This is a genomic window from Pseudomonas sp. IT-P253 (genome assembly GCF_949768125.1).
In the GTDB taxonomy this organism is placed as follows: Bacteria; Pseudomonadota; Gammaproteobacteria; order Pseudomonadales; family Pseudomonadaceae; genus Aquipseudomonas.
On record NZ_CATKPT010000011.1, the window covers coordinates 148037 to 173828 of the forward strand.

General features: G+C 59.7%; 20 protein-coding genes and 1 pseudogene. 12 read left to right on the forward strand and 9 right to left on the reverse strand.

What is annotated here, in order from left to right; all coding sequences use genetic code 11:
• Positions 1-46 precede the first annotated feature (46 nt).
• Together ACM6IR_RS06475 and ACM6IR_RS06480 are read left to right on the forward strand one after the other, a co-directional pair.
• On the forward strand, positions 47-544 hold the full coding sequence (locus tag ACM6IR_RS06475) for an RNA polymerase sigma factor (protein WP_414906927.1): 498 nt from the start codon (positions 47-49) through the stop codon (positions 542-544).
• On the forward strand, positions 541-1308 hold the full coding sequence (locus ACM6IR_RS06480; protein WP_414906928.1) for an anti-sigma factor family protein: 768 nt from the start codon (positions 541-543) through the stop codon (positions 1306-1308). The genes ACM6IR_RS06475 and ACM6IR_RS06480 overlap by 4 nt, the downstream gene beginning before the upstream one ends.
• 196 nt (positions 1309-1504) lie before the next feature.
• On the opposite strand, the gene ACM6IR_RS06485 is transcribed toward ACM6IR_RS06480, so the two are convergent.
• The 3 genes from ACM6IR_RS06485 to ACM6IR_RS06495 all read right to left on the reverse strand — a co-directional run bounded on the left by ACM6IR_RS06485 (position 1505) and on the right by ACM6IR_RS06495 (position 3870).
• Positions 1505-1756, reverse strand: a complete 252-nt coding sequence (locus ACM6IR_RS06485) for a hypothetical protein (protein WP_414906929.1) — start codon at positions 1754-1756, stop codon at positions 1505-1507.
• 106 nt (positions 1757-1862) lie between these two features.
• Positions 1863-3164, reverse strand: coding sequence for an ATP-binding protein (locus ACM6IR_RS06490; protein WP_414906930.1), 1302 nt, complete (start codon positions 3162-3164; stop codon positions 1863-1865).
• 4 nt (positions 3165-3168) lie between these two features.
• Entirely contained in the window at positions 3169-3870 is a 702-nt protein-coding gene (locus tag ACM6IR_RS06495) for a response regulator (RefSeq protein WP_414906931.1), read from the reverse strand.
• Between the two features lie 265 nt (positions 3871-4135).
• Here ACM6IR_RS06495 and ACM6IR_RS06500 point away from each other — a divergent pair, with 265 nt between their 5' ends.
• Together ACM6IR_RS06500 and ACM6IR_RS06505 are read left to right on the forward strand one after the other, a co-directional pair.
• Complete coding sequence (locus ACM6IR_RS06500; RefSeq protein ID WP_414906932.1) at positions 4136-5293, forward strand: efflux RND transporter periplasmic adaptor subunit; 1158 nt, start codon at positions 4136-4138, stop codon at positions 5291-5293.
• A 15-nt stretch (positions 5294-5308) separates the two neighbouring features.
• The gene (locus ACM6IR_RS06505; protein WP_414906933.1) at positions 5309-8407 is read left to right on the forward strand and encodes a multidrug efflux RND transporter permease subunit; all 3099 of its coding nucleotides are present in this window, start codon (positions 5309-5311) and stop codon (positions 8405-8407) included.
• A 79-nt stretch (positions 8408-8486) separates the two neighbouring features.
• On the opposite strand, the gene ACM6IR_RS06510 is transcribed toward ACM6IR_RS06505, so the two are convergent.
• Positions 8487-10748, reverse strand: a complete 2262-nt coding sequence (locus ACM6IR_RS06510) for a fibronectin type III domain-containing protein (RefSeq protein ID WP_414906934.1) — start codon at positions 10746-10748, stop codon at positions 8487-8489.
• A 226-nt stretch (positions 10749-10974) separates the two neighbouring features.
• On the opposite strand from ACM6IR_RS06510, the gene ACM6IR_RS06515 reads away from it, so the two are divergent.
• From ACM6IR_RS06515 to ACM6IR_RS06545, 7 genes and pseudogenes are all read left to right on the forward strand, one after another.
• On the forward strand, positions 10975-11616 hold the full coding sequence (locus tag ACM6IR_RS06515; protein ID WP_248687098.1) for a DUF1345 domain-containing protein: 642 nt from the start codon (positions 10975-10977) through the stop codon (positions 11614-11616).
• A gap of 76 nt (positions 11617-11692) precedes the next feature.
• Positions 11693-11784 (forward strand): annotated as a pseudogene (locus ACM6IR_RS06520) (AraC family transcriptional regulator); the annotation flags it as partial.
• A 128-nt stretch (positions 11785-11912) separates the two neighbouring features.
• Entirely contained in the window at positions 11913-12941 is a 1029-nt protein-coding gene (locus ACM6IR_RS06525; RefSeq protein WP_414906935.1) for a LacI family DNA-binding transcriptional regulator, read from the forward strand.
• Positions 12942-13109: 168 nt separating this feature from the next.
• Positions 13110-13892, forward strand: coding sequence for a sugar phosphate isomerase/epimerase family protein (locus ACM6IR_RS06530; protein ID WP_414906936.1), 783 nt, complete (start codon positions 13110-13112; stop codon positions 13890-13892).
• The gene (locus ACM6IR_RS06535) at positions 13885-14922 is read left to right on the forward strand and encodes a sugar kinase (protein WP_414906937.1); all 1038 of its coding nucleotides are present in this window, start codon (positions 13885-13887) and stop codon (positions 14920-14922) included. The genes ACM6IR_RS06530 and ACM6IR_RS06535 overlap by 8 nt, the downstream gene beginning before the upstream one ends.
• A gap of 51 nt (positions 14923-14973) precedes the next feature.
• Positions 14974-16272: an MFS transporter gene (locus ACM6IR_RS06540; protein WP_414906938.1), complete on the forward strand. Its 1299-nt coding sequence runs from the start codon at positions 14974-14976 to the stop codon at positions 16270-16272.
• Positions 16273-16286: 14 nt separating this feature from the next.
• Positions 16287-17264 (forward strand): 2-hydroxyacid dehydrogenase, encoded by a 978-nt coding sequence (locus ACM6IR_RS06545; protein WP_414906939.1) that lies wholly within the window; start codon positions 16287-16289, stop codon positions 17262-17264.
• A 127-nt stretch (positions 17265-17391) separates the two neighbouring features.
• Here ACM6IR_RS06545 and ACM6IR_RS06550 read toward each other — a convergent pair whose 3' ends face one another.
• The 4 genes from ACM6IR_RS06550 to ACM6IR_RS06565 form a co-directional block, all read right to left on the reverse strand.
• A complete protein-coding gene (locus tag ACM6IR_RS06550) occupies positions 17392-18579 on the reverse strand; it encodes a pyridoxal phosphate-dependent aminotransferase (RefSeq protein ID WP_414906940.1) in 1188 nt (395 codons plus the stop codon).
• Between the two features lie 256 nt (positions 18580-18835).
• Positions 18836-19051 (reverse strand): hypothetical protein, encoded by a 216-nt coding sequence (locus ACM6IR_RS06555; RefSeq protein WP_414906941.1) that lies wholly within the window; start codon positions 19049-19051, stop codon positions 18836-18838.
• A 101-nt stretch (positions 19052-19152) separates the two neighbouring features.
• Positions 19153-21351, reverse strand: a complete 2199-nt coding sequence (locus ACM6IR_RS06560; RefSeq protein WP_414906942.1) for an autotransporter outer membrane beta-barrel domain-containing protein — start codon at positions 21349-21351, stop codon at positions 19153-19155.
• 173 nt (positions 21352-21524) lie between these two features.
• Positions 21525-23498 carry a hypothetical protein gene (locus ACM6IR_RS06565; RefSeq protein ID WP_414906943.1) on the reverse strand — a complete coding sequence of 658 codons (1974 nt, stop codon included), beginning with the start codon at positions 23496-23498 and terminating at the stop codon, positions 21525-21527.
• Between the two features lie 575 nt (positions 23499-24073).
• On the opposite strand from ACM6IR_RS06565, the gene ACM6IR_RS06570 reads away from it, so the two are divergent.
• Entirely contained in the window at positions 24074-24433 is a 360-nt protein-coding gene (locus ACM6IR_RS06570) for a DUF6124 family protein (protein ID WP_414906944.1), read from the forward strand.
• A 136-nt stretch (positions 24434-24569) separates the two neighbouring features.
• Here ACM6IR_RS06570 and ACM6IR_RS06575 read toward each other — a convergent pair whose 3' ends face one another.
• On the reverse strand, positions 24570-25712 hold the full coding sequence (locus tag ACM6IR_RS06575) for a glycerate kinase (protein WP_414906945.1): 1143 nt from the start codon (positions 25710-25712) through the stop codon (positions 24570-24572).
• Between the last annotated feature and the right edge of the window lie 80 nt (positions 25713-25792).

Sequence of the window (25792 nt, forward strand, 5' to 3'; positions counted from 1 at the left end):
GCAGACGGAGGTCGCCATCGCCAGCGATCAGGCAATACGGGCAGAGTTGGGCCAGCATCTGGCGCGTTTATGGCGCTATGGCCTGCTGTTGTCCCGACAACGGCATGTCGCCGAAGACCTGGTGCAGGCGACCTGCGTGCGCGCGCTCGAACGTGCCGGGCAGTTTGAACCGGGCACGCGCATGGACCGTTGGCTGCTGAGCATTTTACATTCGATCTGGCTCAATGAAGTCCGTGCGCGTCGAGTGCGCCATGGCGCCGGCTGGGTGGATGCCGACAACGCCTTGTCGTTCGACGGTGAATACGTGGCCCAGACTCACGTTCTGGCGGCTCAGGTAATCCGGCGCGTCGACGCGCTGCCCGAAACCCAGCGCGAAACGGTGTATCTGGCCTATGTCGAGGGCTTGTCCTACCGCGAAGTGGCCGAGGTGCTGCAAGTGCCCATCGGCACCGTCATGAGCCGCCTCGCCGCCGCCCGCGTGAAACTGGCCGAGTATCCGCCGTTACAGGCCGTACCGAACCCATCCACTGGAGAACGTCGATGAACGATCACGCGATACCGTCGGATGAGCAACTGGTGGCCTACCTTGACGACCAGCTCGACGCAGAACAACGCGCCCGCATCGACGCGGCCATTGCTGAAGATTCGATGCTCAACCTGCGCCTGCAATGGCTGGCTCGCAGCAACCTGCCGTTCAAAGATGCCTTCAATGAATTGGCTCGACAGGCGCCGGTGGATCGCTTGCAATCCATGCTCGACACGTTGCCCTCGCCTGAACGTCCGGCGCTGAGCCGGCGCTGGTTCCTCGCGGCCGCCGCCGGGTTGGTCGTCAGCGGTGTGCTGGCAGACCGACTATTCCTCGGCTGGCAAATGAGTCAGCAGAAAAACAATTGGCGCGGTTTAGTCGCCGAGTACATGTCCCTCTACGTGCCGCAAACCCTCGACCATCTGCCCAGCGACGAAGCCGCCCAGCGTGTGCAACTGCGCACCATCGATGCGCGTCTGGGGCTGAACCTTCTGCCCGCCCAACTGACCTTGCCGCGCCCCGAATTCAAGCGTGCGCAGATCCTCGAATACGACGGCGTGGCGATTGCGCAGATTACCTACCTGGACCCGATACACGGCCCAATGGCGCTCTGCGTCACCCGCTCCAACAGCGGCCAGCGCGATTTTGCCCAGGAGCGTCGGCACGAGATGAACATTGTTTACTGGGCAGACAGGGAGCATGCGTGGATGCTGATCGGGCACAACCCCATGGCGGAACTGCAGGACATGGCCAAACAGTTGCGCAGCCGCCTCAGCGCGTAGACCTGTAGCAGCTGCCGAGCCTGCGAGGCTGCGTTCGGGCCGGGGTCGCGCTCGACCGTAGTCCTCGCAAATTCTGTCTACGCGGTTTGCCTGATAAACCTTGCTGTCTGATTTTACGACTGCTGCGCAGCCGGACGCAGCCTCGCGGGCTCGGCAGCTGCTACAAAAAACGTCCGCCAGCGATGTGGGTTTGATGTCAGGACGTCCTTACCATTGCGCCAGGGAGCGCCCCTGCCGCACCGGTAGTCAGCGAATATTTCACCTTGTCGCCCACGAAAAAACAGACGTCACCTTCGGGCGTGATATTGGGCCCTATCCTGATCGCAAGCCTGAAAGAACCATCATCAGGTGTCACCAAGGCAAACTTCGTCGACGTTGCTTCTACCCTGACTTCCCTGATCGCGTTAATCGTCCCGATGCCGTTTTTTTTTGTTGTTTGCTCAACCATCTCTCCTCTCCTGGCCATCAGCACTTGCCGTCGAAGCCTGATTGCGAAGAGGCAATAAGACGCCTAATTGGCGAGGGTGACTACTGTCAAATCTGACAGGTGCCGCTTAATGATCAGTGGTGGGCAACCATAACCTGAACCGCGCCCCACCCAGTGGCGAAGGTTCAACGGTGAGCGTACCGCCTTGCGCTTCCAGCGCCCGACGACTGATGGCCAGCCCCAGACCAAAGCCGCCGGTCGCCCGATCGCGGCTACGGTCCAGCCGATAGAAGGGTTCGAATACTCGCTCACGCTCGTCATCCGGAATGCCGATCCCGTCATCGTCGACCCAAATCTCACATCCTTTGGCACACACCTGCACACCCACTTGAATGCGTTTTTCGCAGTAGCGCATGGCGTTGCGCAGCAGGTTCTGCAGGGCGCGGGCGGTCAGGCGCGGGTCGAGGGTGAAGCGTTCGAGTTGGCCGTGGAGCAATACATCGATGACGATGTCCGGTGACTGCTCTTCATCGATGCTGCCGAGGATGCTGTCGATGAATTCATCCAGCAACACCTCGACCTGCTCTGGCAACTTCGCCGGGTTTTGCAGGCGGCTGTAGGACAGCAGTTCCAGCACCAGTTCGTCGAGTTCACGAATGTGATTGACCAGCCCTTGCAAGCGTTCGCGGCTGGCGGCCGGCAAGTCGTCGGACAGTGCCAGTGCGAGGCCGAAATCCAGTCGCGTCAGCGGCGTGCGCAATTCATGGGACACGGCGTTGAGCAGGTCGCGCTGCTGGTTCAGCAGCTTTTCGATGTCACCGGCCATGGTGTCGAAAACGTTGGCCAGACTGCCAATGTTGGAACTGGGAGAAATCTGTGTGCGCTCGTCCAGGTGCCCCTTGCCGAAGCGTTCGGCGGTACCTTTGAGTCGTTCAAGGTCACGCCAGTGCGGGCGCAGCCACAACAGCAGGCAAGCGAGCATTGTCGCGCCGATCAGCACGTTGATGCTCCAGTACAACAGGCTGACGTCCATCGGGTCCGGAGGCACGATCATTTGCACCACCGTCTGTTCGTTCAACGGCGCCACCGCCAGGGTGCGCCAGCCCCAGTCGCCAATGCGCACGACATTCTCGCCGCGCTGCAAACGTTCGCGCTCATACAGAGTGAAATCGGCATCGTCATTGCGTGTGAGGACGATATGCAGCGGCTGGAACTCCTTGTCCATCTCCTCGGCCAAGCCTGGCCACTGCGCGGGGGGAACGGCGTGAAACTGTTTGACGATGAGGGTTTGCAGCCCTCGGGAGTAGTCGAGGTTGTAGGTGATGAAGCGTTCATGGAAGACCTTGATCACCAGGTCCGGCACCAGATAAATCGCAGCGCTGAACGAGACGATGGTCACCAGGTACAGGCGAAACAGAATTCTGAACATGGGCTCAGCATTCCCACTCGGAACGGCTGAACAGGTAACCCTTGCCCCACACGGTTTTGATCTTGCGCGCCTCACCCGCATGATCGTCGAATTTTCGCCGCAGCTTGGAGATCGCCACGTCCACCGAGCGGTCGGTGCCATTGAATTCAATGCCGCGCAGGCGTTGCAGAATCTGGTCGCGGCTCAGCACTTCGCCAGCGTGCCGGGCAAGCACCACCAGCAAGTTGTATTCGCCGCTGGACAGTTCGACCAGTTGATCGCGCCAGGTCACCGTGCGTTCGGACAGGTCGATGCACAGATTGCCCATGAGGATGCGGTCGTTGGCGGTTTGCGGTTCGCTGAGGCTGCTGCGCCGCAGCAACGTCCGCACCCGGGCCAGCAAAACGCGGGGCTCGCAAGGTTTGGTGACGTAGTCATCGGCACCCATTTCCAGCCCCAACACCTGGTCGTGGCTGTCGTCGCGGGCGGTGAGCATCAGGATCGGCAAGGTCGCCGAGTCGGCGCGCAGCAAGCGGCAGACTTGCAGGCCGTCGAGCCCCGGCAGCATCAGGTCGAGAATCACCAGGTCCGGTGGATTGACCCGCGCACGCTCGCGCACTTGATCACCACGGCTGATCACGCTGACGGAGTAGCCATTGCGTTCCAGGTAGCTGGCAATCAGTTCGGAGAGCGCGGCGTCGTCTTCGACCAGGAGGATGTTGGGCATGGGGTATTCCAGAAAGTGCGGTGGCGACCTTTCGGGCCTCTTCGCGGGCAAGCCTCGCTCCTACGGGATTCTTGCGGTTTCAAGATTGCTTGACTTGTAGGAGCGAGGCTTGCCCGCGAACGAGCGCGAAGCGATCGCCAAGGATATACGCCCTCACCCACACCTGAGTAAACCCCTTACACAATTTCACACAGCACCTACAAAGCTTCACTCCTACCCTCGTCGACGCCCCGTAGGATGCTGGGGGTCATTACTGGGGTAATTCATGTCAAAGAATCTGCTGGCCAGACTCAGTCTGCTTGCACTGGCGCTGACGCTGAGCGCTTGTGACAAGTCCACGAACGCCGAAGAACAGGCACCACTTGCCACGGTTCGCATCGAGACCATTGAAGCGCGGCCACTGTCGATCAGCAGCGAACTGAGCGGGCGGATTGCCGCGCCGCGCATGGCCGAAGTCCGTGCCCGGGTCGCCGGTGTGGTATTGCAACGGGCCTTTCGTGAAGGCAGCGACGTAAAGAAAGGCGATGTGTTGTTTCGGATCGACCCGGCACCGTTCAAGGCTGACCTGGACAGCGCCGAGGCGTCGCTGCGCAAGGCCGAAGCCAATGCCTTTCAGGCGCGCCTGCAAGCGCAGCGTTACGCCCAGTTGATCGAAGGCAACGCCATCAGCGGCCAGGACTACGACAACGCCCGGGCCAGCGTCCGCCAAACCGCAGCCGACGTCGCCGCCAACAAAGCCGCGGTCGAGCGAGCGAAACTCAACCTGGGTTATGCCACCGTCACCGCGCCGATTTCCGGGCGCATCGGTCGCGCACTGGTCACCGAAGGCGCACTGGTCGGGCAGAACGAAACCACGCCGCTGGCATTGATTCAGCAGCTGAACCCGATTCATGCCGACCTCACCCAGTCGACCCGCGAACTCAACGAGCTGCGCCGCGCCTTTCGTTCCGGCCAGTTGCAGCAAGTCGGCCAGGGCCAGGCCAAAGCCACGCTGATCCAGGACGATGGCAGCCTCTATCCGCTGCCCGGCAAGTTGCTGTTCACCGACATCACCGTCGACCCCGGCACCGGCCAGGTCATCCTGCGCAGCGAGTTCCCCAACCCGGAGCTCGACTTGCTGCCGGGCAGTTTCGTTCGCGTACGTCTGGAACAAGCGCTGATTGCGCAAGGCATCAGCGTGCCGCAACGGGCGATCCTGCGTGACAGCGCCGGCATCGCCCACGTGTTGTTGCTCGATGCCGAACAGCGGGTCGGCCAGCAACCGGTAGAACTGGGTGCCGTGCAAAACGATCGCTGGATCGTCACCGATGGCCTCAAGCCCGGCGACCGCATTGTCACCGAGGGCCTGCAACACGCCCGGCCCGGCGAAAAAGTGCAAATCGACGACACCCCTCTTCCACTTGCCCAGGTTTCTGGTCAGTAAGCAGGACGCTTGTTTATGCCGCAGTTCTTTATCGACCGTCCGGTATTCGCCTGGGTGGTTGCCCTGTTCATTTTGCTGGCCGGCGCCCTGGCCATCCCGCAGTTGCCGGTGGCCCAGTACCCGAATGTCGCGCCGCCGAAAGTCGAAATCTACGCCGTGTATCCAGGCGCTTCTGCCCAGACCGTGGATGAAAGCGTGGTCAGCCTGATCGAGGAAGAACTCAACGGCGCTGACCACCTGCTGTACTTCGAATCCCAGAGCAGCCTGGGCAGCGCAACAATCACCGCCACCTTCCAGCCGGGCACTGATCCGGAAATGGCTCAGGTCGACGTGCAAAACCGCCTCAAGGTGGTGGAGTCACGCCTGCCCCAGGCGGTGACGCAACAAGGCTTGCAGGTGGAGAAAGTCTCTGCCGGTTTCCTGCTGCTGATCACCCTGACCTCCAGTGACGGCAAGCTCGACGACGTGGCGCTCAGCGACTACCTGGCGCGCAACGTGATGAACGAGATCAAGCGTCTGGACGGTGTCGGCAAAGCCCAGTTGTACGGCGCCGAACGCGCGATGCGGATCTGGATCGACCCACAGAAGCTGATCGGTTTCAACCTGACCCCGGCCGACGTCAACGCGGCCATCGTCGCGCAAAACGCGCAGGTTTCGGCCGGCAGCATCGGCGATTTGCCGACCCGTACCACCCAAGAAATCACCGCGACCATTCTGGTAAAAGGCCAGTTGTCGACGCCGGAAGAATTCGCCGACATCGTTCTGAAGGCCAATCCCGACGGTTCCACTGTGCGCATCAGCGACGTAGCGCGGGTCGAGATCGGCAGTCAGGAATATCAATTCTCCACCCGCCTGAATGGCAAACCGTCGACCGCCGTCAGTGTGCAACTGGCACCGGGCGCCAATGCCCTGAGCACCGCAACGTTGGTGCGGGCGAAGATGGACGAACTGGCGCGCTATTTCCCGGCGGGCGTTGAATACAAGATCCCGTACGACACCTCGCCCTTCGTCAAAGTCTCGATCACCAAAGTGATTTACACCCTCGGCGAGGCGATGCTGCTGGTGTTTGCGGTGATGTTCCTGTTCCTGCAAAACATCCGCTACACACTGATCCCGACCCTGGTGGTACCGGTGGCGCTAATGGGCACCTTTGCGACCATGCTGGCGCTGGGGTTCTCGATCAACGTGCTGACCATGTTCGGCATGGTGCTGGCGATCGGCATCCTGGTGGATGACGCCATCGTGGTGGTGGAGAACGTCGAGCGGATCATGGTCACCGAAGGCCTGTCGCCCAAAGAGGCAACCCGCAAGGCGATGAAGCAGATCACCGGCGCGATCATCGGCATCACGCTGGTGTTGGTGGCGGTGTTTATCCCGATGGCGTTCATGCAGGGCTCGGTCGGGGTCATTTACCGGCAGTTCTCGTTGTCGATGGCGACCTCGATCCTGTTCTCGGCGTTCCTGGCCCTGACCTTGACCCCGGCGCTGTGCGCGACCTTGCTCAAGCCGATTGCCCAAGATGAACATCACGCCAAGGGCGGTTTCTTCGGCTGGTTCAACCGGCGTTTCGAGCAACTGACCGAGCGCTATCAGGGATGGGTCGCCTATGCGCTGAAACGTAGCAGTCGTTACCTGCTGATTTACGGCGTGCTGCTGATTGGCCTCGGCGTGTGCTTCAGTCGCCTGCCCTCCTCGTTCCTGCCGGTTGAAGACCAGGGTTACACCATCACCGACATTCAACTGCCGCCGGGCGCGAGCAAGAACCGCACGGTGCAGGTCGTTGAGCAAATTGAAACCCACAACGCAACGGAACCGGGCGTAGGTGACAGCACGGTGATTCTCGGCTTCAGTTTTTCCGGCAGCGGACAGAATGCGGCGCTGGCGTTTACCACGTTGAAGGACTGGTCAGACCGTGGCAGCAACGACTCGGCGACTTCGATTGCCGACCGCGCCAACCTTGCGTTGAGCCAGATCAAGGACGCCGTAGCCTTTGCCGTCCTGCCACCGCCGGTGGACGGTCTTGGTACGTCCAGCGGTTTCGAGTTCCGCTTGCAGGACCGTGGCGGCCTCGGCCATGCCACGTTGATGCAGGCGCGCAAGCAATTGTTGGCGGCCGCCGAGAAGAGCCCGATCCTGATGAACGTGCGCGAAAGCGCCCTCGCTGAAGCACCGCAAGTGCAATTGATCGTGGACCGCAAACAGGCGAATGCGCTGGGCGTTTCGTTTGCCGACATCGGCAACGTATTGTCCACCACCGTCGGTTCGGCCTACATCAACGACTTCCCCAATCAGGGCCGGATGCAACGGGTGGTGGTGCAGGCTGAAGGTGATCAGCGCAGTCAGGTGGACGATTTGCTGAAGATCCACGTGCGCAACAGCGCCGGGGCAATGGTGCCGTTATCCGCCTTCGTCCAGGCCAAATGGACCCAGGGGCCGGCGCAATTGACCCGTTACAACGGTTACCCGGCGGTCAGCATCTCCGGCGAACCGACGCCCGGCCACAGCACCGGCCAAGCCATGGCGGAAATCGAACGGCTGGTGGCGCAAGGCCCGGCGGGACTGGGCCAGGAATGGACCGGGCTGTCGTTGCAGGAACGTTTGTCCGGCAGCCAGGCGCCGATCCTGCTCGGCTTGTCGCTGTTGATCGTGTTCCTGTGCCTGGCGGCGCTGTACGAGAGTTGGTCGATCCCGACCTCGGTGCTGCTGGTGGTGCCGCTCGGGGTGCTCGGTGCGGTGCTGGCAGTGACCTTGCGCGGGATGCCCAACGATGTGTTCTTCAAGGTCGGCCTGATCACCATCATCGGCCTGTCGGCGAAGAACGCGATCCTGATCATCGAGTTCGCCAAGAGCCTGTACGACGAAGGCCATGACCTGATCGACGCCACCCTGCAAGCCGCACGCCTGCGACTGCGGCCGATTGTCATGACTTCCCTGGCGTTCATCCTCGGCGTGGTGCCGCTGGCCATTGCCACCGGCGCCAGTTCGGCGAGCCAGCAAGCGATCGGCACGGGGGTGATTGGCGGGATGATCACGGCGACTTTGGCTGTGGTGTTTGTGCCGGTGTTTTTTGTAGTGGTGATGAAGCTGGTGCGCAAGCGGCATAAAGATACCTGACAGGCGCCGGATCTTGCGCATGCCATCAATGGGCGCATGCGCAAGATCTTGTTGGGGCCCCTTGCAATGGCTTTCAGCACTACACTTTTGGCGTAACCCAAATGTGAACCCATTCCGAAACGTCTCCAACAGAAAGCCTGGTTTGAACCCAGATTTGTACTGGCAGGCCGACAATCATGTTGAACACGGTGTGAGACGTTTGTTGGATATCCGTTGTTTTCCCTAGAATCCGGACGCTATAGCCGAGCGGTATGTGGCCAATGGGTGCATCCCAGGCAATGGCGACTGTGCGATTCCAGTTTGCCGTAATCCGAAGGTCAAGAGGCTCACTGGCGCTTACACCCGCTTTGACGACGGCAACCAAGGAACGGTTTCCTGCGGCATCGGTAGCGCGCACCTCGAACGTATCGCGGATGCCTTCTATCAAATCGGTGACAACCAGGCTGGTTCCGCTCACCGCAGCCCAACTCCCTGCATTGCGCCGGACTTCATAACCGATCACGCCCACATTGTCTTCAGCGGCGCGCCAGCTCAGCGTTGCAGTGCCGGGCGTTGACGGTGTGACCTTGAGCGCTTGCGGCCGGGTTGGACGCACTCGATCGTGGGTCACAACATTTATCGATGCCGTTAACGCCGGGACGGGGCCTGCCTGCCTGAGGGGCTGAATCTTGAACACATAGTCCTTCTCGGGGACCAGACCAGTGGCCACGTGTTGGAGCGCAGTGGTTTGTGCAGATGCCAGCCCCGGGCTGGTGATTTCGTAGCCAGTCAGATAGGAGACGTCCACTGGCGCTTCCCAGGTCAGCAATGCCTCGCAGAACGTTGCGCCGGGATTGCGCAAACCACGAGGTTGCGTCATGTCGGGACCGATTAGGGCCTGGGTCTGTGAGGGAGATGAATGGCCACTGACGTTGAAGGCGCGAACATCGATGAAGTAACGGGTATCAGGGGCTAGATACCTGATGACATCCGTTAAATACTCAGTTGTCTGCCGCCCAATAATTTCAGGGTATTTATCGAGCAGGCCGTAGGTGATTTCATAGCTGGCTTTTTGCGCTGAAGCGACCCAAACGAGACGAACCGTGTCGTAGGTGACATCGGCGCGCACACTCCCCGGCGTGGACGGTATGGCCGGCCCGTCTTGGGTCTTTTGCGTGATCCGTGCCGGCAATGATTCGCCGTTGTAATTGGCAGCGGTCACCTCCACAAAGTACAGCGTGTTTTTTGTAAGACCTTCCAGCGTATGGCGGATGTCTGGTGTCTTCAGAGTCTGAATCGCGCCGTTCGGTTCGACGCCATAGCGAATGTAATGCTCGATAGTCCCCGAGGGACGCGACCATGTCAGATCCATCGTGGTAACGGCGGGCGTTGCGCACAGACCAGCAGGCGCCTCAGGAACCTGCAACGTCTGTTTAATGATGCGTGTGGGGGACGAATCGCCCTTGCTGTTAGACGAGCGAACGTCGAAGTAATAATTGGTATTGGATACCAGACCACTGATCGTGCAGACAGGAGTGAGCGAGGTGGTAGGGGTCGCTGCGCCGCTGGGCGCAACGCCGTAATCGATTTTGTAACCGGTGGCATTGGCAGGACCGGACCAGGTCAGTGCCATCGTACTTTTGGTTGGTACGGCGTTCAGATTCGTAGGGCTGTCGGGGGGAGAAGTGGCGGCGTGGGTCGTCCAGCTGATCGTCGCGGGAATTGATTCCCCCTCAGCGTTGGTGTGGTATACGAAGAAGTAATATTTAGTCTCAGGAACAAGCCCTTCGATCCAGACTCTTGATTGAGCTAACGGCAAGTCTTTCACGCCGATGGTAGTGTGCTCGCTCAGCTCAAGCCCCCATTTCACCCGATTTCCAGTCGGCTGTCCTGGAAGATTATTGAGCCAGGCGATCTGGATGCCCGTCTCTGAAGCGTCCGTCACTTTCAGAGCGCCCGGTTGATAGGGGCGTGCCATTCCAGCCCCAGGCGATGTCAGAACCTGAATCGTCATCTGATCAATAACGGACGATCCTCCCTCTCCAGAGATCGACAAGGTGACCGTCAGCTCAGACTCGTGCTTCAGGTCCTGCAAATAATCCAGTGAGAGTTCCTGCTGCAACCCCTGGCATTGCTCTGTGGCACCCAGGATGAACGCGCTCAGCAGTTGCAGCGCTGACTCACCTTGATCCATCCCGGTCCCCGTGCAGGTCAGCCACACGGCGTTCCCGGCAACTAATCTCGGGTCAGGCGCCATTTGAATGATGGGAGCGGTCGCCAGATTGCGACAGTCCAGTACTTCTTCAATGGCGCTGAACGATTGACTCATCGACAGCCGCGATGGGTTTTCATGAGCATTCATCCGCGAACTCCTTCCTCTAAAGCCCTTCAGGTTTTTCATTAAAGGGTGTTCGCGTCTGCAGCACCACTAGCAGGACTGTTAGTGGCGCACCGCTGTTTTTATGCTTATGCTCGCCGCCTTCCGCAAAGTGGCACGCCTCCTGAGACTACTGTTGGCCTGAGCATTGTGGTCAGCTCGGCCGGCCTTGAGCTAAGGTGTTTGCAAAGCCCTGACCCATCGAGCCTTCATGCCCTTCCTCGCCCGCACCCACCCTCGCCTGTCCGCCGCCGCCACCCTCGGTGTCGCGGTGGGCATTCTGGCTCCGGCCGATTCAATCATCAGCAAAATCCTCATTGGCTGGAATACCGGGGTCTGGATGTATCTGGTATTGATGCTCTGGCTCACTGCACGGTCCAAAGCACCGGACGTGAAACGTATCGCCGAAATCGAAGATGAAAACGCCGGACTGGTGCTGTTCGTGGTGTGCATCGCGGCGATTGCCAGCCTGGCAACCATCACCCTCGAACTGGCCGGCACCAAGGACCTGGAAACCTCTCGCAAACTGCTGCATTACGCATTCACCGCACTGACGGTCATCGGTTCATGGCTGCTGATCGGAGTCATTTTCAGCGTGCACTACGCCCGCCTGTTCTACACCTGGGACGGCAAAGACCAGGCCCTGCGTTTTGCTGAAGGGCTCACAACCCCCAATTACTGGGACTTCCTGTATTTCTCGTTCACCATCAGCGTGGCGGTGCAGACGTCCGATGTCGGTGTGGCGACTCGGAATTTGCGCAAGATCGTGTTGGCGCAGTCGCTGATCGGTTTTCTGTTCAACACGGCGATCCTCGGGTTTTCGATCAACATTGCGGCGGGGTTGTTCAACTGACCCGTGCACAAACCTTCTAGCCATCGCCCTCGCCAAGGGCGTTAAATAATCCGGCAGTCCGCCTCGCAGGTGCAGCCACGCTTACGATCCGCACTGGCAAGCGGTGCAGCACAACTCAACTGTCGCCGAGCCCGGCATCAGAGCACACCGGACAAAGTGTTCTTGCTGACTTAAACGCCACCCGTCGGTCCGAATCATCACAGGGACTTGACGGCGGATTGGTTTTTGGTGTCTTCTGAAACCGGTTTCAGTGCCAGGCACTTGACCTAATAAATCCAATAAGAAGGTTTCAGACCGTGAACGACTTCTCCGCCGCCCAGCGCAGCCGCGTGACCATGCTCGACGTGGCCGAACACGCCAAGGTCTCCAAGGCCAGTGTGTCGCGATTCATCGGCGATGACCGCGCGTTGCTCTCCGATGCCATTGCCCAGCGCATCGAGCAGGCGATTGCCGAATTGGGTTATCGCCCGAACCAGATGGCCCGCGGCCTGAAACGCGGGCGCACTCGCCTGATCGGCATGCTGGTGGCCGATATCCGCAACCCTTATTCGATTGCCGTGATGCACGGGGTGGAAACCGCCTGCCGTCAGCACGGCTACAGCCTGGTGGTGTGCAACACCGACCGCGACGACGAGCAGGAACGCCAGCACCTGGCCCTGCTGCGCTCGTACAACATCGAAGGCCTGATCGTGAACACCCTCGGCCATCACCGCGACGAATTGCGCGAACTGCACCGTGAAATGCCCATGGTGCTGGTGGACCGCAAGGTCGAGCACCTTGAAAGCGATATGGTCGGACTGAACAACCCGCAGGCCATCGACATCGCCCTCAATCACCTTGAACAGCGCGGCTATCGCGATGTGTTGCTGGTGACCGAGCCGTTTGACGGCACCAGTTCGCGGATCGAACGGGTCAGCAGTTTCAAGGCTCAGATCGAGCAGCGGCCGTCGCTTCGCGGGGCAATCATTGAAACCGGCAGCGACCTGACGGCGAATCTGAAAAACTTCCTCGTCACACCTGGCCCCGGCCCGAAAGCGCTGTTTTGCGCGAACGGCATCGCGGCGCTGGCCAGCACTCACTCATTGCGCGAACTCACCTGCAACCTGTTCGAGGATGTCGGCCTGATCGCCCTCGATGACCTCGATTGGTACCCGCTGGTGGGCAGCGGCATCACCGCCCTCGCCCAACCGACCACCGAAATTGGCGCCAGCGCGTTTGAGTGTTTGCTCAAGCGTTTGCGCGGGGATGACGGGCCGGTGCGGACGCTGGATTTTTCGGCGCGGTTGGTGGTGCGGGGGTCGACAACACGGCGTGTTTCAGCGTGAGGACGCCTTCGCGGGCAAGCCTCGCTCCTACACGTCATGCGCACATTTTGAAATGACGTGAATTCTGTAGGAGCGAGGCTTGCCCGCGAAGGGGCCCTCAAGAGCACCACAACAATTACAGCCATTTTTTTTGAACAAAAATGAAACCGGTTTCAGAGGTAAATAACAATGAACAAACCCGCCGTTTCCATCAGCCTGTCCAGCTACGGCGCCGACCTTGTGCGCCTGCGCGGCCAGGGCAGTTTCATCGAGATACTGGCCGCCGCCGGCGCCACGCGCATTGAATGGCGTGAAGAATTGCTGACCGTCGAAGACCCCGCTCAACTGGCTGACGCCGCTCAGGCCCGGGGCCTTGAAAGCGTGTATTCCTCACCAATCGAGTTGTGGTTGGCCGGCCAGTCGAAACCCAATCCTGACCTGATCACCGCGCTGCAACGCGCCCAGGCGTTCGGCGCCAAATGGCTGAAAGTGTCGCTGGGTTACTTCACCGACAACAGTGACCTGCTGGCCTTGAGCCGCACACTCGCGCAGAGCGCCGTGCAGTTGTTGGTAGAGAACGACCAGACCCTGCAGGGTGGCCGCATCGAACCCTTCCAGCGCTTTTTCAATGAAGTCGAGCAGCACAATCTGCCGATCAAGATGACCTTCGATATTGGCAACTGGCACTGGCAGGACCAATCGTCTGCCAGCGCGGCGCGATTGCTTGGCCGCCACGTCGGCTACGTGCACTGCAAAGCGGTGACGCGCCGCGCCGATGGCAAACTGGTCGCGATTCCGCCGGCCGCCAGCGACCTGCATCAGTGGGAACAGCTGCTGCGCCACATGGCCCAAGGCGTTATGCGGGCGGCGGAGTATCCGTTGCAGGGCGACGACCTGGTGCAACTGACCACCGAACATGTCACTGCCCTCGCCCACTTGGGCCAATCGCGACTGGAGAGTGCTCATGTCTGAGATCGATATTCTGTCGTTCGGCGAAACCATGGCGATGTTCGTCGCCGAGCAGACCGGCCATCTGGCCGACGTCCGCGCTTTCCACAAACGCATTGCCGGGGCTGACAGCAACGTCGCCATCGGCTTGTCGCGGCTGGGGTTCAAGGTCGCGTGGCTGAGCCGGGTCGGCGCCGATTCGTTGGGTCGTTTCGTGATCGACACCCTGGAAAAGGAAGGCCTGGATTGCCGCCATGTCGACATCGACACCGCGCACCCCACCGGTTTTCAGCTCAAGTCCCGCACCGACGATGGCAGCGACCCTGTCGTCGAATACTTTCGGCGCGGTTCGGCAGCCAGCCATCTGTCGGCGCACTCGATCGTTCCCGAATTGCTCAACGCCCGACACCTGCACGCCACCGGCATTCCCCCGGCGCTCTCTGCAACGGCGCGGCAGATGTCGTTCGAATTGATGACCCGCATGCGCGATGCCGGACGCAGCGTCTCGTTCGATCCAAACCTGCGCCCGAGCCTGTGGGCCAGCGAGCAGCAGATGATCAGCGAGATCAACCGCCTCGCCGCCCTCGCCCATTGGGTGCTGCCGGGGCTGAGTGAAGGACGTCTGCTGACCGGTTTCGAAGACCCGGCGGATATTGCTGCGTTTTACCTGGACCAGGGTGCCGAGGCCGTAGCGATCAAGCTGGGCCCGCATGGCGCTTATTACCGCACGCATCTGGATGCCGGTTTCGTCGCCGGTGTGCCGGTGGAAACGGTGGTCGACACCGTGGGTGCCGGCGATGGCTTTGCTGTCGGCATGATCAGCGCCCTCCTGGAAAACCACAGCTTTGCCGACGCCGTGAAGCGCGCCAACTGGATTGGCAGCCGGGCGGTGCAGAGCCGAGGGGATATGGAGGGGCTGCCGACCCGAGCCGAAATGGCCGTCGAATTTGAAACCGTTGTTCGCGAGCAAGCTTCGCTCCTACAAGGCTTGCGTGATTCTGTAGGAGCGAAGCTTGCTCGCGAAGAGGCCATCACTATCACCGCAAAAATTTGAACCAGACCCGTTACCTGCTGCGACAAAAACAACAAGCTCAGGAGCATCCTCATGAAAACCGCAACACTTGCCGCCCGCCGCTGGTGGTACATCATGCCCATCGTGTTCATCACCTATAGCCTGGCGTATCTGGACCGCGCCAACTACGGGTTCGCCGCTGCCTCTGGCATGGCGGCAGACCTGATGATCACCCCGGGCCTGTCATCGATGCTCGGCGCGCTGTTCTTCCTCGGTTACTTTTTCTTCCAGGTGCCGGGCGCGATCTATGCGCAAAAGCACAGCGTGAAGAAACTGATTTTCGTCAGCCTGATTCTCTGGGGCGGCCTGGCCACATTGACCGGGATTGTCTCCAACGCCTACTGGCTGGTCGTCATCCGGTTCATGCTCGGCGTGGTCGAAGCCGCCGTAATGCCGGCGATGCTGGTGTACCTGTGTCACTGGTTCACTCGCGCCGAACGCTCACGCGCCAACACCTTTTTGATCCTCGGCAACCCGGTAACCATGCTGTGGATGTCGGTGGTGTCGGGTTATCTGGTGCAGCATTTCAGCTGGCGCTGGATGTTCATCGTCGAAGGCTTGCCCGCGGTGATCTGGGCGTTTATCTGGTGGCGTCTGGCGGATGATCGTCCGGCCCAGGCCAAGTGGCTCAGTGACTCGCAAAAGCAGGAGCTGGAGAGCGCCCTGGCCGCCGAACAGGTCGGCATCAAAGCGGTGAAAAACTACGCCGAAGCCTTCCGCTCGCCCAAGGTGATCATCCTGGCCCTGCAGTTTTTCTGCTGGAGCATTGGCGTCTACGGTTTTGTGTTGTGGCTGCCGTCGATTCTCAAGGCGGGCGCACAGATGGACATGATCGAAGCCGGCTGGCTCTCGGCGCTGCCGTATCTGGCGGCGGTGATCGGGATGCTGCTGGTGTCCTGGGGCTCGGATAAATTGCAGAAGCGCAAACGCTTTGTCTGGCCGCCACTGTTGATCGCCTCGATTGCCTTCTACGGTTCCTACGCGCTGGGCGCCGAACATTTCTGGTGGTCCTACACCCTGCTGGTGATTGCCGGCGCCTGCATGTATGCGCCTTACGGGCCGTTTTTCGCCATCGTCCCGGAAATCCTGCCGGCCAACGTGGCGGGTGGCGCCATGGCGCTGATCAACAGCATGGGCGCGCTGGGCTCGTTCGGCGGTTCTTATCTGGTCGGTTACCTGAACAGTTCCACCGGCTCGCCCGGCGCGTCGTACCTGTTGATGAGCGGTGCGCTGATGCTTTCGGTGGTGCTGACGATGTTCCTCAAGCCCGGCGCCAGTGACCGGGAACGGCCTACGGTGGCGTTAAGCCGCCGCAGCGCTGCACATTCCTGATTGAGATGACGACGATGAAAAAGCAGGTTGTTCTGTACAAGAAACTGTCACCGCTGTTGATGGCCCGACTGCACGAGCAGACCGAGGTGACGCTGATCGACAACCTCAATGCCGAGGGCCTGGCGCAACTGCGCGCCGCCCTGCCCCACGCTCACGGTTTGCTCGGTGCGAGTCTGAAGCTGGATGCCGGGTTACTGGATCTGGCGCCCCGGCTCGAAGCCATTGCCAGCGTCTCGGTGGGCGTCGACAACTACGACATTGACTACCTGACCGAGCGCCGGATTTTGCTCAGCAACACCCCGGACGTGCTGACCGAAACCACCGCCGATACCGGTTTTGCGCTCATCCTGGCGACCGCGCGGCGTGTGGTGGAACTGGCGAACATGGTTCGCGCCGGGCAGTGGAACCGCAACATCGGCCCTGCGCATTTTGGCAGCGATGTGCACGGTAAAACCCTGGGCATCATCGGCATGGGACGCATCGGCGAAGCCTTGGCTCAACGCGGGCACTTCGGTTTCGGCATGCCGGTTATCTATCACAGCCACTCGCCGAAACCGGCGGTGGAACAGCGATTCAACGCCCAGTACCGCAGCCTGCCCGAGCTGTTGCAGCAAGCGGATTTCATTTGCCTGACCTTGCCGTTGACCGCTGAAACTGAAGGCCTGATCGGCGCCGAGGAGTTTGCGCTGATGCGCCCCGACAGCATTTTCATCAACATTTCACGGGGCAAGGTGGTGGACGAAGCGGCGCTGATCGAGGCACTGCGTACAGGACAGATTCGCGCGGCAGGCCTGGACGTGTTCGAGCGCGAACCGCTGAACCATGATTCGCCGTTGTTGCAGCTGAGCAATGTGGTGGCGACACCGCACATCGGTTCGGCAACCCATGAGACACGCGAGGCGATGGCCAGCTGTGCGGTGGAGAACCTGTTGGTGGCGCTGGCGGGTGAGCGGCCAGCTAATTTGGTCAATACACAGGCGTGGAAGGTCTGAAACAAGCGGCGCCTGCTAGTCCGCCTTCGCGAGCAAGCTCGCTCCCACAGGGAATTTGTGAACGCCACAGATCCAATGTGGGAGCGAGCTTGCTCGCGATGAGGCCAGTACAAACAACACAAAATTATCAGGCCCACCGCGCCTCCAACAAATCCGCCACACACAACGCAATCCGCCGGCAGGCCTCCGCCAGTTTCTGCTGATCAACCACCAATCCAAGCCGAATATGCCCCGCCGCACTCGGCCCGAATGCATCACCCGCCAGCACCGACACACCATAACCCTCCAGCAGCCGCTCGGCAAAGTGCTGGGCAGATAACCCGATCTGTCGCACATCGACCATCACGAACATCCCGCCATCCGGCCGAATCGCCCGGATACCCGGACACTGGTTCAAACTCGCGCACACCAGGTCGCGACGCTGGCGATATTCTTCGCGCATCAGCGCCACTTCCGGCAGGTCCTCATCCAGCGCCAGTTGCGCAGCCTTTTGAACGAACTCCGGAATGCCAAACAGCATGGACAACGACAGATGTTCCAGATGGTCATTCAACGGCTTGGGGCCAATCACCCAACCCACTCGCCAGCCGCTCATGGCGTGAGATTTGGACAAGCTGTTGATGGTCGCCGTACGCTCAGCCATGCCCGCCAGACTCGCCGGGCTGATGTGCTCGCCCTCATACAGCAGATCGCTGTAGACCTCATCGCTGATCAGCCACAGGTCGTGACGAACACACAGCAATGCCAGTTCCTGCCAGATCATCCGCGACAAACTGGCGCCCGAAGGGTTGTTCGGGCTGTTGAGCAAGAGCGCGCGTGTCCTCGGAGTGATCCGCGCCGCCACGTCCGCAGGATCGACCCGAAAGCCGTTCTCCGGACGCACCGCCACCGGCACCACTGTCGCCCCACACGCGCCGAATACGCCTTCATAGGTCACGTACATCGGCTCGGCGACGATCACTTCATCGCCCGGATCAAGCAGGCATTGCGCGACCGAATACACCGCGCATTGCGCGCCGGGCATCACGATCACGTGGTCGGCATCCACCACCTGGCCACTTCGACGCCGATGACGACGAGCAATGCTGTCGCGCAAGCCCCGACTGCCCCGCACCTCCGGGTAGTGGGTGTCGCCGGCCAGCAAACTGTTGATGGCCGCCTGAACGATGGGTTTGGGTGTATCGAAATCCGGGTCGCCGACCGATAGCAGCAGTACGTCGACGCCCTGTTCGCGCATCTCCAGCGCGCGGTTATGAATCTGCCAGGCCGCGGCGCCTTCACCGGCGATGCGTTGGGTCAAGCCTGAATAGCGCATGTAGTTCTCCAGTCGCGCGAGTTCCTGAGTCAACCCTATCTCAATTCACCCAACGTGCCAGCACCCGCGTTCAAATCGACGAACGGATTTGGCAACAGAAATTCAGAGATATCTCCTACAAACAATGGTCCGACTGTTGCTTAACGCTAAGGGCCGCATTCGACCGATTCGGGTTAAAGATTCGGATTTTCAGCTCACCCGAACTCACACACGACCACCACCTAAAAACCTAAGGGGGCGTTCAATGGGAGTTTCGTCAGCCGATGTTGAGATTCTTCAGTCGGGCCAGGCCCTGCTTTATATGGCCGGCGTTTTCACCAATCGCCTCCAGCGCCCCTCGCACATTCCCTCCTACCTCCGCTGATCCCCGCTGCTCGACCCAAAGCGTCAGCTCCATCAATGCCGCCTCTAAGGCCAGCTGATTGTGGTAAATCCTTTCTAGAACGTCCGGTAACGAATAGTCAGCTGCCATGGTTTCGACTCCTTCGAAAATACTCAAGCATAGTAGCGGGAATGATCACGAAATCACTTCGTATCCATTGTCATGGCCTGCACATTTTCCACGGTTGTCATTTACCAGCTATAACGCACACCGGCATTGGCACCCCACGGCTGTTCGATCTTGTCGCCATTGCTGTAGTCGAAATCGGCATGAATCGAAACTTTGTCAGTCAGCGTCATGGCCACACCGGCACCCAACTCCCCACGGGAACCCGAGAGGTTGTTGTTGAAGGTGTTGTCGTTGACCTTCACTTCATTGTTGTTGGCGAACTCGTGCACATAAGCGGCGCGAATATAGGGCTGCACCACCTTGTCATCCCACTTGAAGTTACGCCCGGCGGTGGCCCCGGCCTTGGCCAACAGTGAATGGGTGCGACTGCCTTCGGCGGACAAACCGTTATCCAGGTCATAATCCTCGCCCTGAATAATCACACCCGACAGTTGGGTAAAAGGTTCAACAAAATAGTCATCGGCCAGTTTGATATGACGGCCAAACTCCAGGGAGGCACCGACGCCATTGCTGTCGTAATTGCCCTTGGTTTTCTTGCCGTCGCTCAGTTGTACATCGGACTCGTTCTGGAAACGGTTGAACTTGAGCACGCCATCGAAGTAGTAGCCGGTCGGCTCATCCAGCCAGGTGGTGTAGGCGCCCAGGGAATAGCTGTCAATGGTGCCGCTAGTACCACGGCTCAAGTCCAGGTCGGACTTGCTGTAACCCCCCAGCACACCGACCAGCCACTGCCCGTCACCCATCTGCAACGGCGCATCGGCACCGAACGACAGGCCTTGCTGGACTTGCTGGTAAGCGACGCCCGAACTGGCGTTGACGTCGAATTTGTTGCCGTAGGCACGAATCCAGCCACCAGCTTTGCCGTGGTCCATGCGAACTTCACCCATACGGCTGCGCAGGGTGCTGAGTTCGCCATACCAGGCGGTCGGCGCCGCATTTAACAACGCGATCACCGACTGGGTTCCCGGGCTGATCACACGGGAGGCGGTATCGAGATACCAGTCGTTGCTGCCATGCTGGATCAGGTCGTAAGAAAAGGCGCCCAAATCCACAGCGCCACCGGCCAGCGAAAACGTCGCATCACCGGACCCGATGTGGACAACCGGAATAGCCCCTGCACCCCGAGGCTCCGAGCCGCTGGAGTCAATCGCAACAGTGTGATTGCCAGTGGCCGCCCCGGCAACGGTCAGGGTATCGACCTGGCCGGTCTGGAAGTCGGTGTGCATGAAGAACGTACCGCCAGTGCCCGACAGCGTTTCCACGTTTAACTTGAAGAATTCGCCCGGGTTGCCGAACTGGATACCACCGCCGTTCATGATCAGGTTTTGCACCTCGCCATCACCGACCATGACCCAACGAGCATTGCTGTTGATTCCCAGGTTTTGCACATTTTGCAGGCGACCGGTCAGGGTGGCGGAGTCCTCCAGCTGCACATTGGCAGTGCTGTTTCCGTCCGCAACGATATCGCCCACTAATGTGCTGCTGCCGACTCGCAAATTGCCTTCGGCACCATTGCGCACGTCCATCAGGATGCCATTGCCGGCCGTCAGGGTTGTGCCATTGAGCACCGAGATATTGGCCTGGACCGGACCGACCTCCAGGGTATCGATGAGAATTGCCGGGCCATTGCGGCCTTCGACCTTCGAGTGATTCAAGGTCAACGTCGCGGGCGCGTTGACCAAGGGATCGCCATTGATTTCGATCCCGCTGGCGTTACCCGTGATTGTGCTGTCTGTAGCCGTGATCGTTCCGCCGAATATATTCAAACCCATCGCTTTGGCACCGGTGACCTCCGTGCGCAACAGTGTCAAGTTGCTTAAGCCAGTGATTGTGGCGCCGGATGTCCCGCCATTGATAAAGCTGTCGCTCACTATTGCGGTGGAGCCTTGAGTGGCCGTGGCATTACGACTGACCGCCAGGCCGTTCCGATCACTGGTGATATGGGTGTTCGCAGATATGTCCGCTCGCCCCGCATTCAACAGAACGCCAGTGGCACCCGTTGCCTGTACGGTACTGCCCTGCATGTTCAAGGTCGAATTATTGACCATGATTTGACGGGTCAGGGCGCCATTGGCATTCAAGGTCGACGCTCCATTGAGCACGTAGTTATCCTGCTTCGTGTTGGCGTCAATCGCCAGGACCTCTTCGGGCACCAGAACTCTGGCGTAACCCAAATCGCAAAACAGCAACAACGGCGCGACGGAAAAAATTTTTAAAGCACGAGACAGTGGATGCAACTTGAACAATTGACCTTTAGACATAAAGACACCATTGGCGAGCGAGGATAGAAAGCGGCGCAGGCTATAGATCGTTGCTCCTGTCGTATGTAGGACTTATCCGACAGACACTTCGGAAACATAAGAGTCAGGTGCCAGTAAACGCGCGTCAGCGCGACGCGCATTTACTGGCTGGCGTTATTTGTACATGTGCGTGTTCAAGGGTTTGGAGCAGGCGGAATGTTGCAACTCCCTTCGCCCTGTGACAAACCGACTTCGGTGTTGGTGGGATCTGATGAGGCGGGTTTACCCGTGATGGTGTAAGTCACTTCGCCCTTGCCTAACGGCAATGTTTTCGACCAGGTGGGCAGCACGTGCGTGGCGTAGGGTTCGATGAGCCAGACAATCCCGTCTCTAGCCTGCGCGTCGGTGATGTCGGTGAACGTGTGTTTTTTCTCGGCTGAAGTCACCTCGGTCGGGTTATCAAAATCCGTGTAGGCCTTCCACACAACGTTGACTTCGTCGCCTCCCTTGAGCAGGCCGCTGGGTGGAATTCTGTACTCAATGCCGTACGTTGTTTTTCCGGCATCCCAGCGTAATGAATTACAGGTCACGATCCCGGCCGAGTTGGTATGCAAAGGCACAGCTTCCGGCAAGGTGAAAACCAGGAAATCGATCTTGACCGACGTACGCGGGTCGGGCTCTTGCGGGTTGACGTGGGCAGGGTTGGTCAGCACATACCAGACCGGCAGGGTCGCGCTGGGGCCCTCGTCGCGGATCACGTCCCAGTCGAGCGGAATCTCGATTGTGTCCCCCACCGTGTCGTCGGCGACATCGATGACATAGGGATCACCAATAGGTGTTCCGTTCCACATGACCTGATAGGAATCACCGTTTTTCAGCGGCGCGACGAGTTCTATTTTTGCGTTAATGTCCTCGTCTTCATCAGTGTCGATCAATACGTCATCGACCCCCGACTTGCCCACAATCGTGACCTTCTCCAGCTTCGAATTGCCGGGTAGCGGGGTCGGGTTGTCCGGCCCCGCGACAGAAAGGTTGCATTTCACCGTTTCGATGTCCGAGGCAAAAGGCTCTACACCACGCAGCACCGTGTAGCTCAGCGGAATGTCTACAACCCCCGTCGCGCTGCCATAGGCGGAAAGAATCATGTCCCATGGCACAAAGATATCGATCCCGTTGGCGGGGTTAGCGCCGACAGGTGTCCCGGGTTTAAGCTCCTGATCTTTCCACTTGATAACAAGGGTGTCGGTGGACTTGCCATTAGTGACGTGCGGTACATTGACCAAAACGCCGCCATTCAAAATGTCTTCACGAAGCAACTCACCGCCGGTGGGGTCCGCCGCCGTGGGTTTGCGCAATGGCGCGGGAGGTAAGAGGCCGAGCGCCACAGACATAAGTTCATACAGAGACAGCGCACTGATGTTGCCGGCCTTGTCGATGAGGACGTAGCCACCACAGCACAGGCCGTCCCCTGCCGCGATGAATTTGTCTTTAGGAATTCTTACCTTTTCGCCAGGCGCAATTGACTCCGGACCGATCAGGTCAATATCGCCAGGGTCCTCGGGCAGCTCACCTTTCAACCAGCCGAAGGCGACTTGAGCGTCGAGTAGGTCGCCGGTCCACATCGGAATAGTGGCCTCAAGAAAATCATTCGTGCCAAACGTTGCATCGGTGATGGGAGCGGTGACCGCAAACACCATTTTGGTCGGAGGTGTCGCGCCATTGGGCGGGACCTTGTCGATATGGATGGGTACGCGTCCCGAGTAATCGGTCACACCAAGATAGTTTTCATGCTCGTATCTGAGGTCGAAGGCACCTTCGTTTTCGGTCTTCAGAAAGAACGTGCTGAGGATGGTAAATACCAGAGGCACCCAAGTATCGCCACCTGTAAAGGATTGTTCCGGGGGAAGCGTCGTCCATTCGTTGCTGCCCCGGCGCGTAATCTGAAGCCTGACGGTGTCGGTACGTCCATTGGGTGGGAGCGCACCGTTCCATGCGGTGATCGTGGTTTTTTGATCTGCGTTAAGTGCTGCCCTGGGAATCAGCCCCGGTGGATTCCCGGGCATCACAAAATGCGAAACGTCCGGGTCCTGGACCTCCAGCGGCTGTGTCCCGCCGAATGTGGGTTCGCCTGAAGCAAGCTTGCGCTCTTTTTTATCTGAACCAGCCATGTTGTCGCTCTCCGTATGCACTACCGGCGCCCAGGACTTTCCATGGCGCTTCAGTTCGAAAAGCAGACCGAATACTGCCGGGCACTACCCAAACGCATCCCGTCGTTCTGCGCTGGGGAGAAGTAGACAGCTTTTTTCGCAACTGCGTAACTGTCAAAGTTGACAGGTACCTGCAGATTTTCGCGTTGTGGAGACGGCGTGAACCCGGCCCTTAAACATCGGCGGAGAGCGTTTGTTTAAAAGCGCTGAGGGTTACTTCATGAAAGCTACAAGACCTTGCGTCATTGCCTACGGTTACGCCAGAATCCGCCGGCTTGTGCGCCTTGGGGTCGCCCGGTAACTTGATTCGCGTCACTGATTGTCAGTGATCGGGTTTAGCAGCCCATGGTGATACGAAGCGCATTTGCATTCCAGACAGTCAGGTCATTTCGTTGCCTGCACTTCATGGTAGCTGTGCGCAGGGCGCCTTCGGGCGCGCCGGTTTCGTGTCTCCCCGGTCTGCTAACCTGCGCACAGCTGCCACCCTTCGTTTAGCAGCGACTCGGTGACGGCTCCACGTTTTTGGAGCACGAAATATGATAAAGCCTTCACCCAACCCGCCGGACACCGATCCGGTCTCTCCGTACGAACCCGATTCAAACAAACTCAACGACGCTGCCGAACGCGCCCTCGACTTTCACTTCCCCTCGACCGCCGACATCAAAGCCACGCCGCGAACACCCAGCACATTGTTTACCGTCGACCCAGAGGCCACGACCGAAACCTTGATGGTTTACCTGGTCGAGACCCTGGCCTCAGTCGATGTGATGGTCCATCACTTGGTGGATCTGCTGGACGGTGGCTCGCGCAACGCCCTGCTGGGCATTTCCAACAGCATCATGCTGGCGGAGATCACGGCGAACCGGGTGCTGGATCAAGTCGACCCGCCTGAGTAACGAGCGCTTCGCAAACCCTGTAGCAGCTGCCGCAGGCTGCGTTCGAGCGCGAAGCGGTCGCCTGACGGTCTGTCTAAACGGCTGCTACGCAGCCGGACGCAGCCTTCGGCAGCTGCTACAGGGATAGCGGTAGATGTCAGAGTGTGCGGGCGGCCATCCGCCAGACCCGGGCGATATCTGTCGCCCGTTCTTGCAACAAGCGCGGCGCTTGGGCGCAGGCCTGTTCCAGTGTCATCGGCCCGCTCACCAGGGCAAACGCGGCATCGACGCCGTGGGCATACAGTTGTTGATAGTCCTCACCCAAGGTACCGGCGATGACGATCACCGGCACACCGTGTTGTTTGGCAATCCTTGCGACGCCAAACGGTGTTTTTCCGCGCAAGGTTTGTGCGTCGAAACGGCCTTCACCGGTGATCACCAGATCGGCATTTTCGATCTCCTCTGCCAAGCCCACCAGTTCCGCCACCACGTCCACCCCGGACTGGAATTGCGCGCCTAGAAACGCCTTGGCGGCAAACCCCAACCCGCCTGCCGCACCACTGCCCGGTTCGTCGCGCACGTCTTTTTTCAACACTTTCGCGCAATGATCGGCAAAGTGCCCGAGGGCCCGATCCAGTTGCTCGACCTGCGCAGGCGTTGCACCTTTTTGCGGACCGAAAATCGCCGACGCGCCGTGAGGGCCACACAGTGGATTGTCGACGTCGGCGGCGATGTCGAAACGCACCGTGGCCAGACGCGGATCGATGCCGTCGAGATCGATGCGGGCCAGTTGCGCAAGTGCCAGGCCGCCGGGTTCCAGTGCCTGGCCCTGCGCGTCGAGAAGCCTCACGCCCAAGGCTTGCATGGCCCCGGCGCCGCCGTCGTTAGTGGCGCTGCCGCCAATCGCCAGAATCACCCGCTGCGCTCCGGCATTGAGTGCCGCACGAATCAGTTCACCGGTGCCGAAGGTGCTGCTGATGCAGGCATCGCGGCGGTCGACCGGAACCGATTGCAACCCGCTGGCTTCGGCCATTTCGATGATTGCGGTGTGGCTGTCGGGCAACCAGCCCCACGTCGCAATGACCGTTTCGCACAGTGGTCCGCACACCTCGGCCTGGTGCCGTTCGCCACCGCAAGCCGCGAGCACCGCCGCGACGGTCCCCTCACCGCCGTCGGCCATCGGGCATCTGATCAACTGCGCATCGGGCCAGACTTCAGCCAGACCGCGCGCAATCGCGTCCGCTACGCCTTGAGCGCTGAGGCTGTCTTTGAACGAATCGGGGGCAATGACGATTTTCATACGAGTTCTCCAGTTCCAATGCGTTCATGCTGCCAGCCGATATAAACAATAACGCCGGGCTGTTTCACAAGAGGCACGGA

What these genes read in the sequence shown, in the direction of transcription:
- ACM6IR_RS06480 (WP_414906928.1), top strand. Translation starts at nt 541, where the DNA reads ATGAACGATCACGCGATACCGTCGGATGAGCAACTGGTGGCCTACCTT.
- ACM6IR_RS06485 (WP_414906929.1), bottom strand. Translation starts at nt 1,756, where the DNA reads ATGGTTGAGCAAACAACAAAAAAAAACGGCATCGGGACGATTAACGCG.
- ACM6IR_RS06490 (WP_414906930.1), bottom strand. Translation starts at nt 3,164, where the DNA reads ATGTTCAGAATTCTGTTTCGCCTGTACCTGGTGACCATCGTCTCGTTC.
- ACM6IR_RS06495 (WP_414906931.1), bottom strand. Translation starts at nt 3,870, where the DNA reads ATGCCCAACATCCTCCTGGTCGAAGACGACGCCGCGCTCTCCGAACTG.
- ACM6IR_RS06500 (WP_414906932.1), top strand. Translation starts at nt 4,136, where the DNA reads ATGTCAAAGAATCTGCTGGCCAGACTCAGTCTGCTTGCACTGGCGCTG.
- ACM6IR_RS06505 (WP_414906933.1), top strand. Translation starts at nt 5,309, where the DNA reads ATGCCGCAGTTCTTTATCGACCGTCCGGTATTCGCCTGGGTGGTTGCC.
- ACM6IR_RS06510 (WP_414906934.1), bottom strand. Translation starts at nt 10,748, where the DNA reads ATGAATGCTCATGAAAACCCATCGCGGCTGTCGATGAGTCAATCGTTC.
- ACM6IR_RS06515 (WP_248687098.1), top strand. Translation starts at nt 10,975, where the DNA reads ATGCCCTTCCTCGCCCGCACCCACCCTCGCCTGTCCGCCGCCGCCACC.
- ACM6IR_RS06530 (WP_414906936.1), top strand. Translation starts at nt 13,110, where the DNA reads ATGAACAAACCCGCCGTTTCCATCAGCCTGTCCAGCTACGGCGCCGAC.
- ACM6IR_RS06535 (WP_414906937.1), top strand. Translation starts at nt 13,885, where the DNA reads ATGTCTGAGATCGATATTCTGTCGTTCGGCGAAACCATGGCGATGTTC.
- ACM6IR_RS06540 (WP_414906938.1), top strand. Translation starts at nt 14,974, where the DNA reads ATGAAAACCGCAACACTTGCCGCCCGCCGCTGGTGGTACATCATGCCC.
- ACM6IR_RS06545 (WP_414906939.1), top strand. Translation starts at nt 16,287, where the DNA reads ATGAAAAAGCAGGTTGTTCTGTACAAGAAACTGTCACCGCTGTTGATG.
- ACM6IR_RS06550 (WP_414906940.1), bottom strand. Translation starts at nt 18,579, where the DNA reads ATGCGCTATTCAGGCTTGACCCAACGCATCGCCGGTGAAGGCGCCGCG.
- ACM6IR_RS06555 (WP_414906941.1), bottom strand. Translation starts at nt 19,051, where the DNA reads ATGGCAGCTGACTATTCGTTACCGGACGTTCTAGAAAGGATTTACCAC.
- ACM6IR_RS06560 (WP_414906942.1), bottom strand. Translation starts at nt 21,351, where the DNA reads ATGTCTAAAGGTCAATTGTTCAAGTTGCATCCACTGTCTCGTGCTTTA.
- ACM6IR_RS06565 (WP_414906943.1), bottom strand. Translation starts at nt 23,498, where the DNA reads ATGGCTGGTTCAGATAAAAAAGAGCGCAAGCTTGCTTCAGGCGAACCC.
- ACM6IR_RS06570 (WP_414906944.1), top strand. Translation starts at nt 24,074, where the DNA reads ATGATAAAGCCTTCACCCAACCCGCCGGACACCGATCCGGTCTCTCCG.
- ACM6IR_RS06575 (WP_414906945.1), bottom strand. Translation starts at nt 25,712, where the DNA reads ATGAAAATCGTCATTGCCCCCGATTCGTTCAAAGACAGCCTCAGCGCT.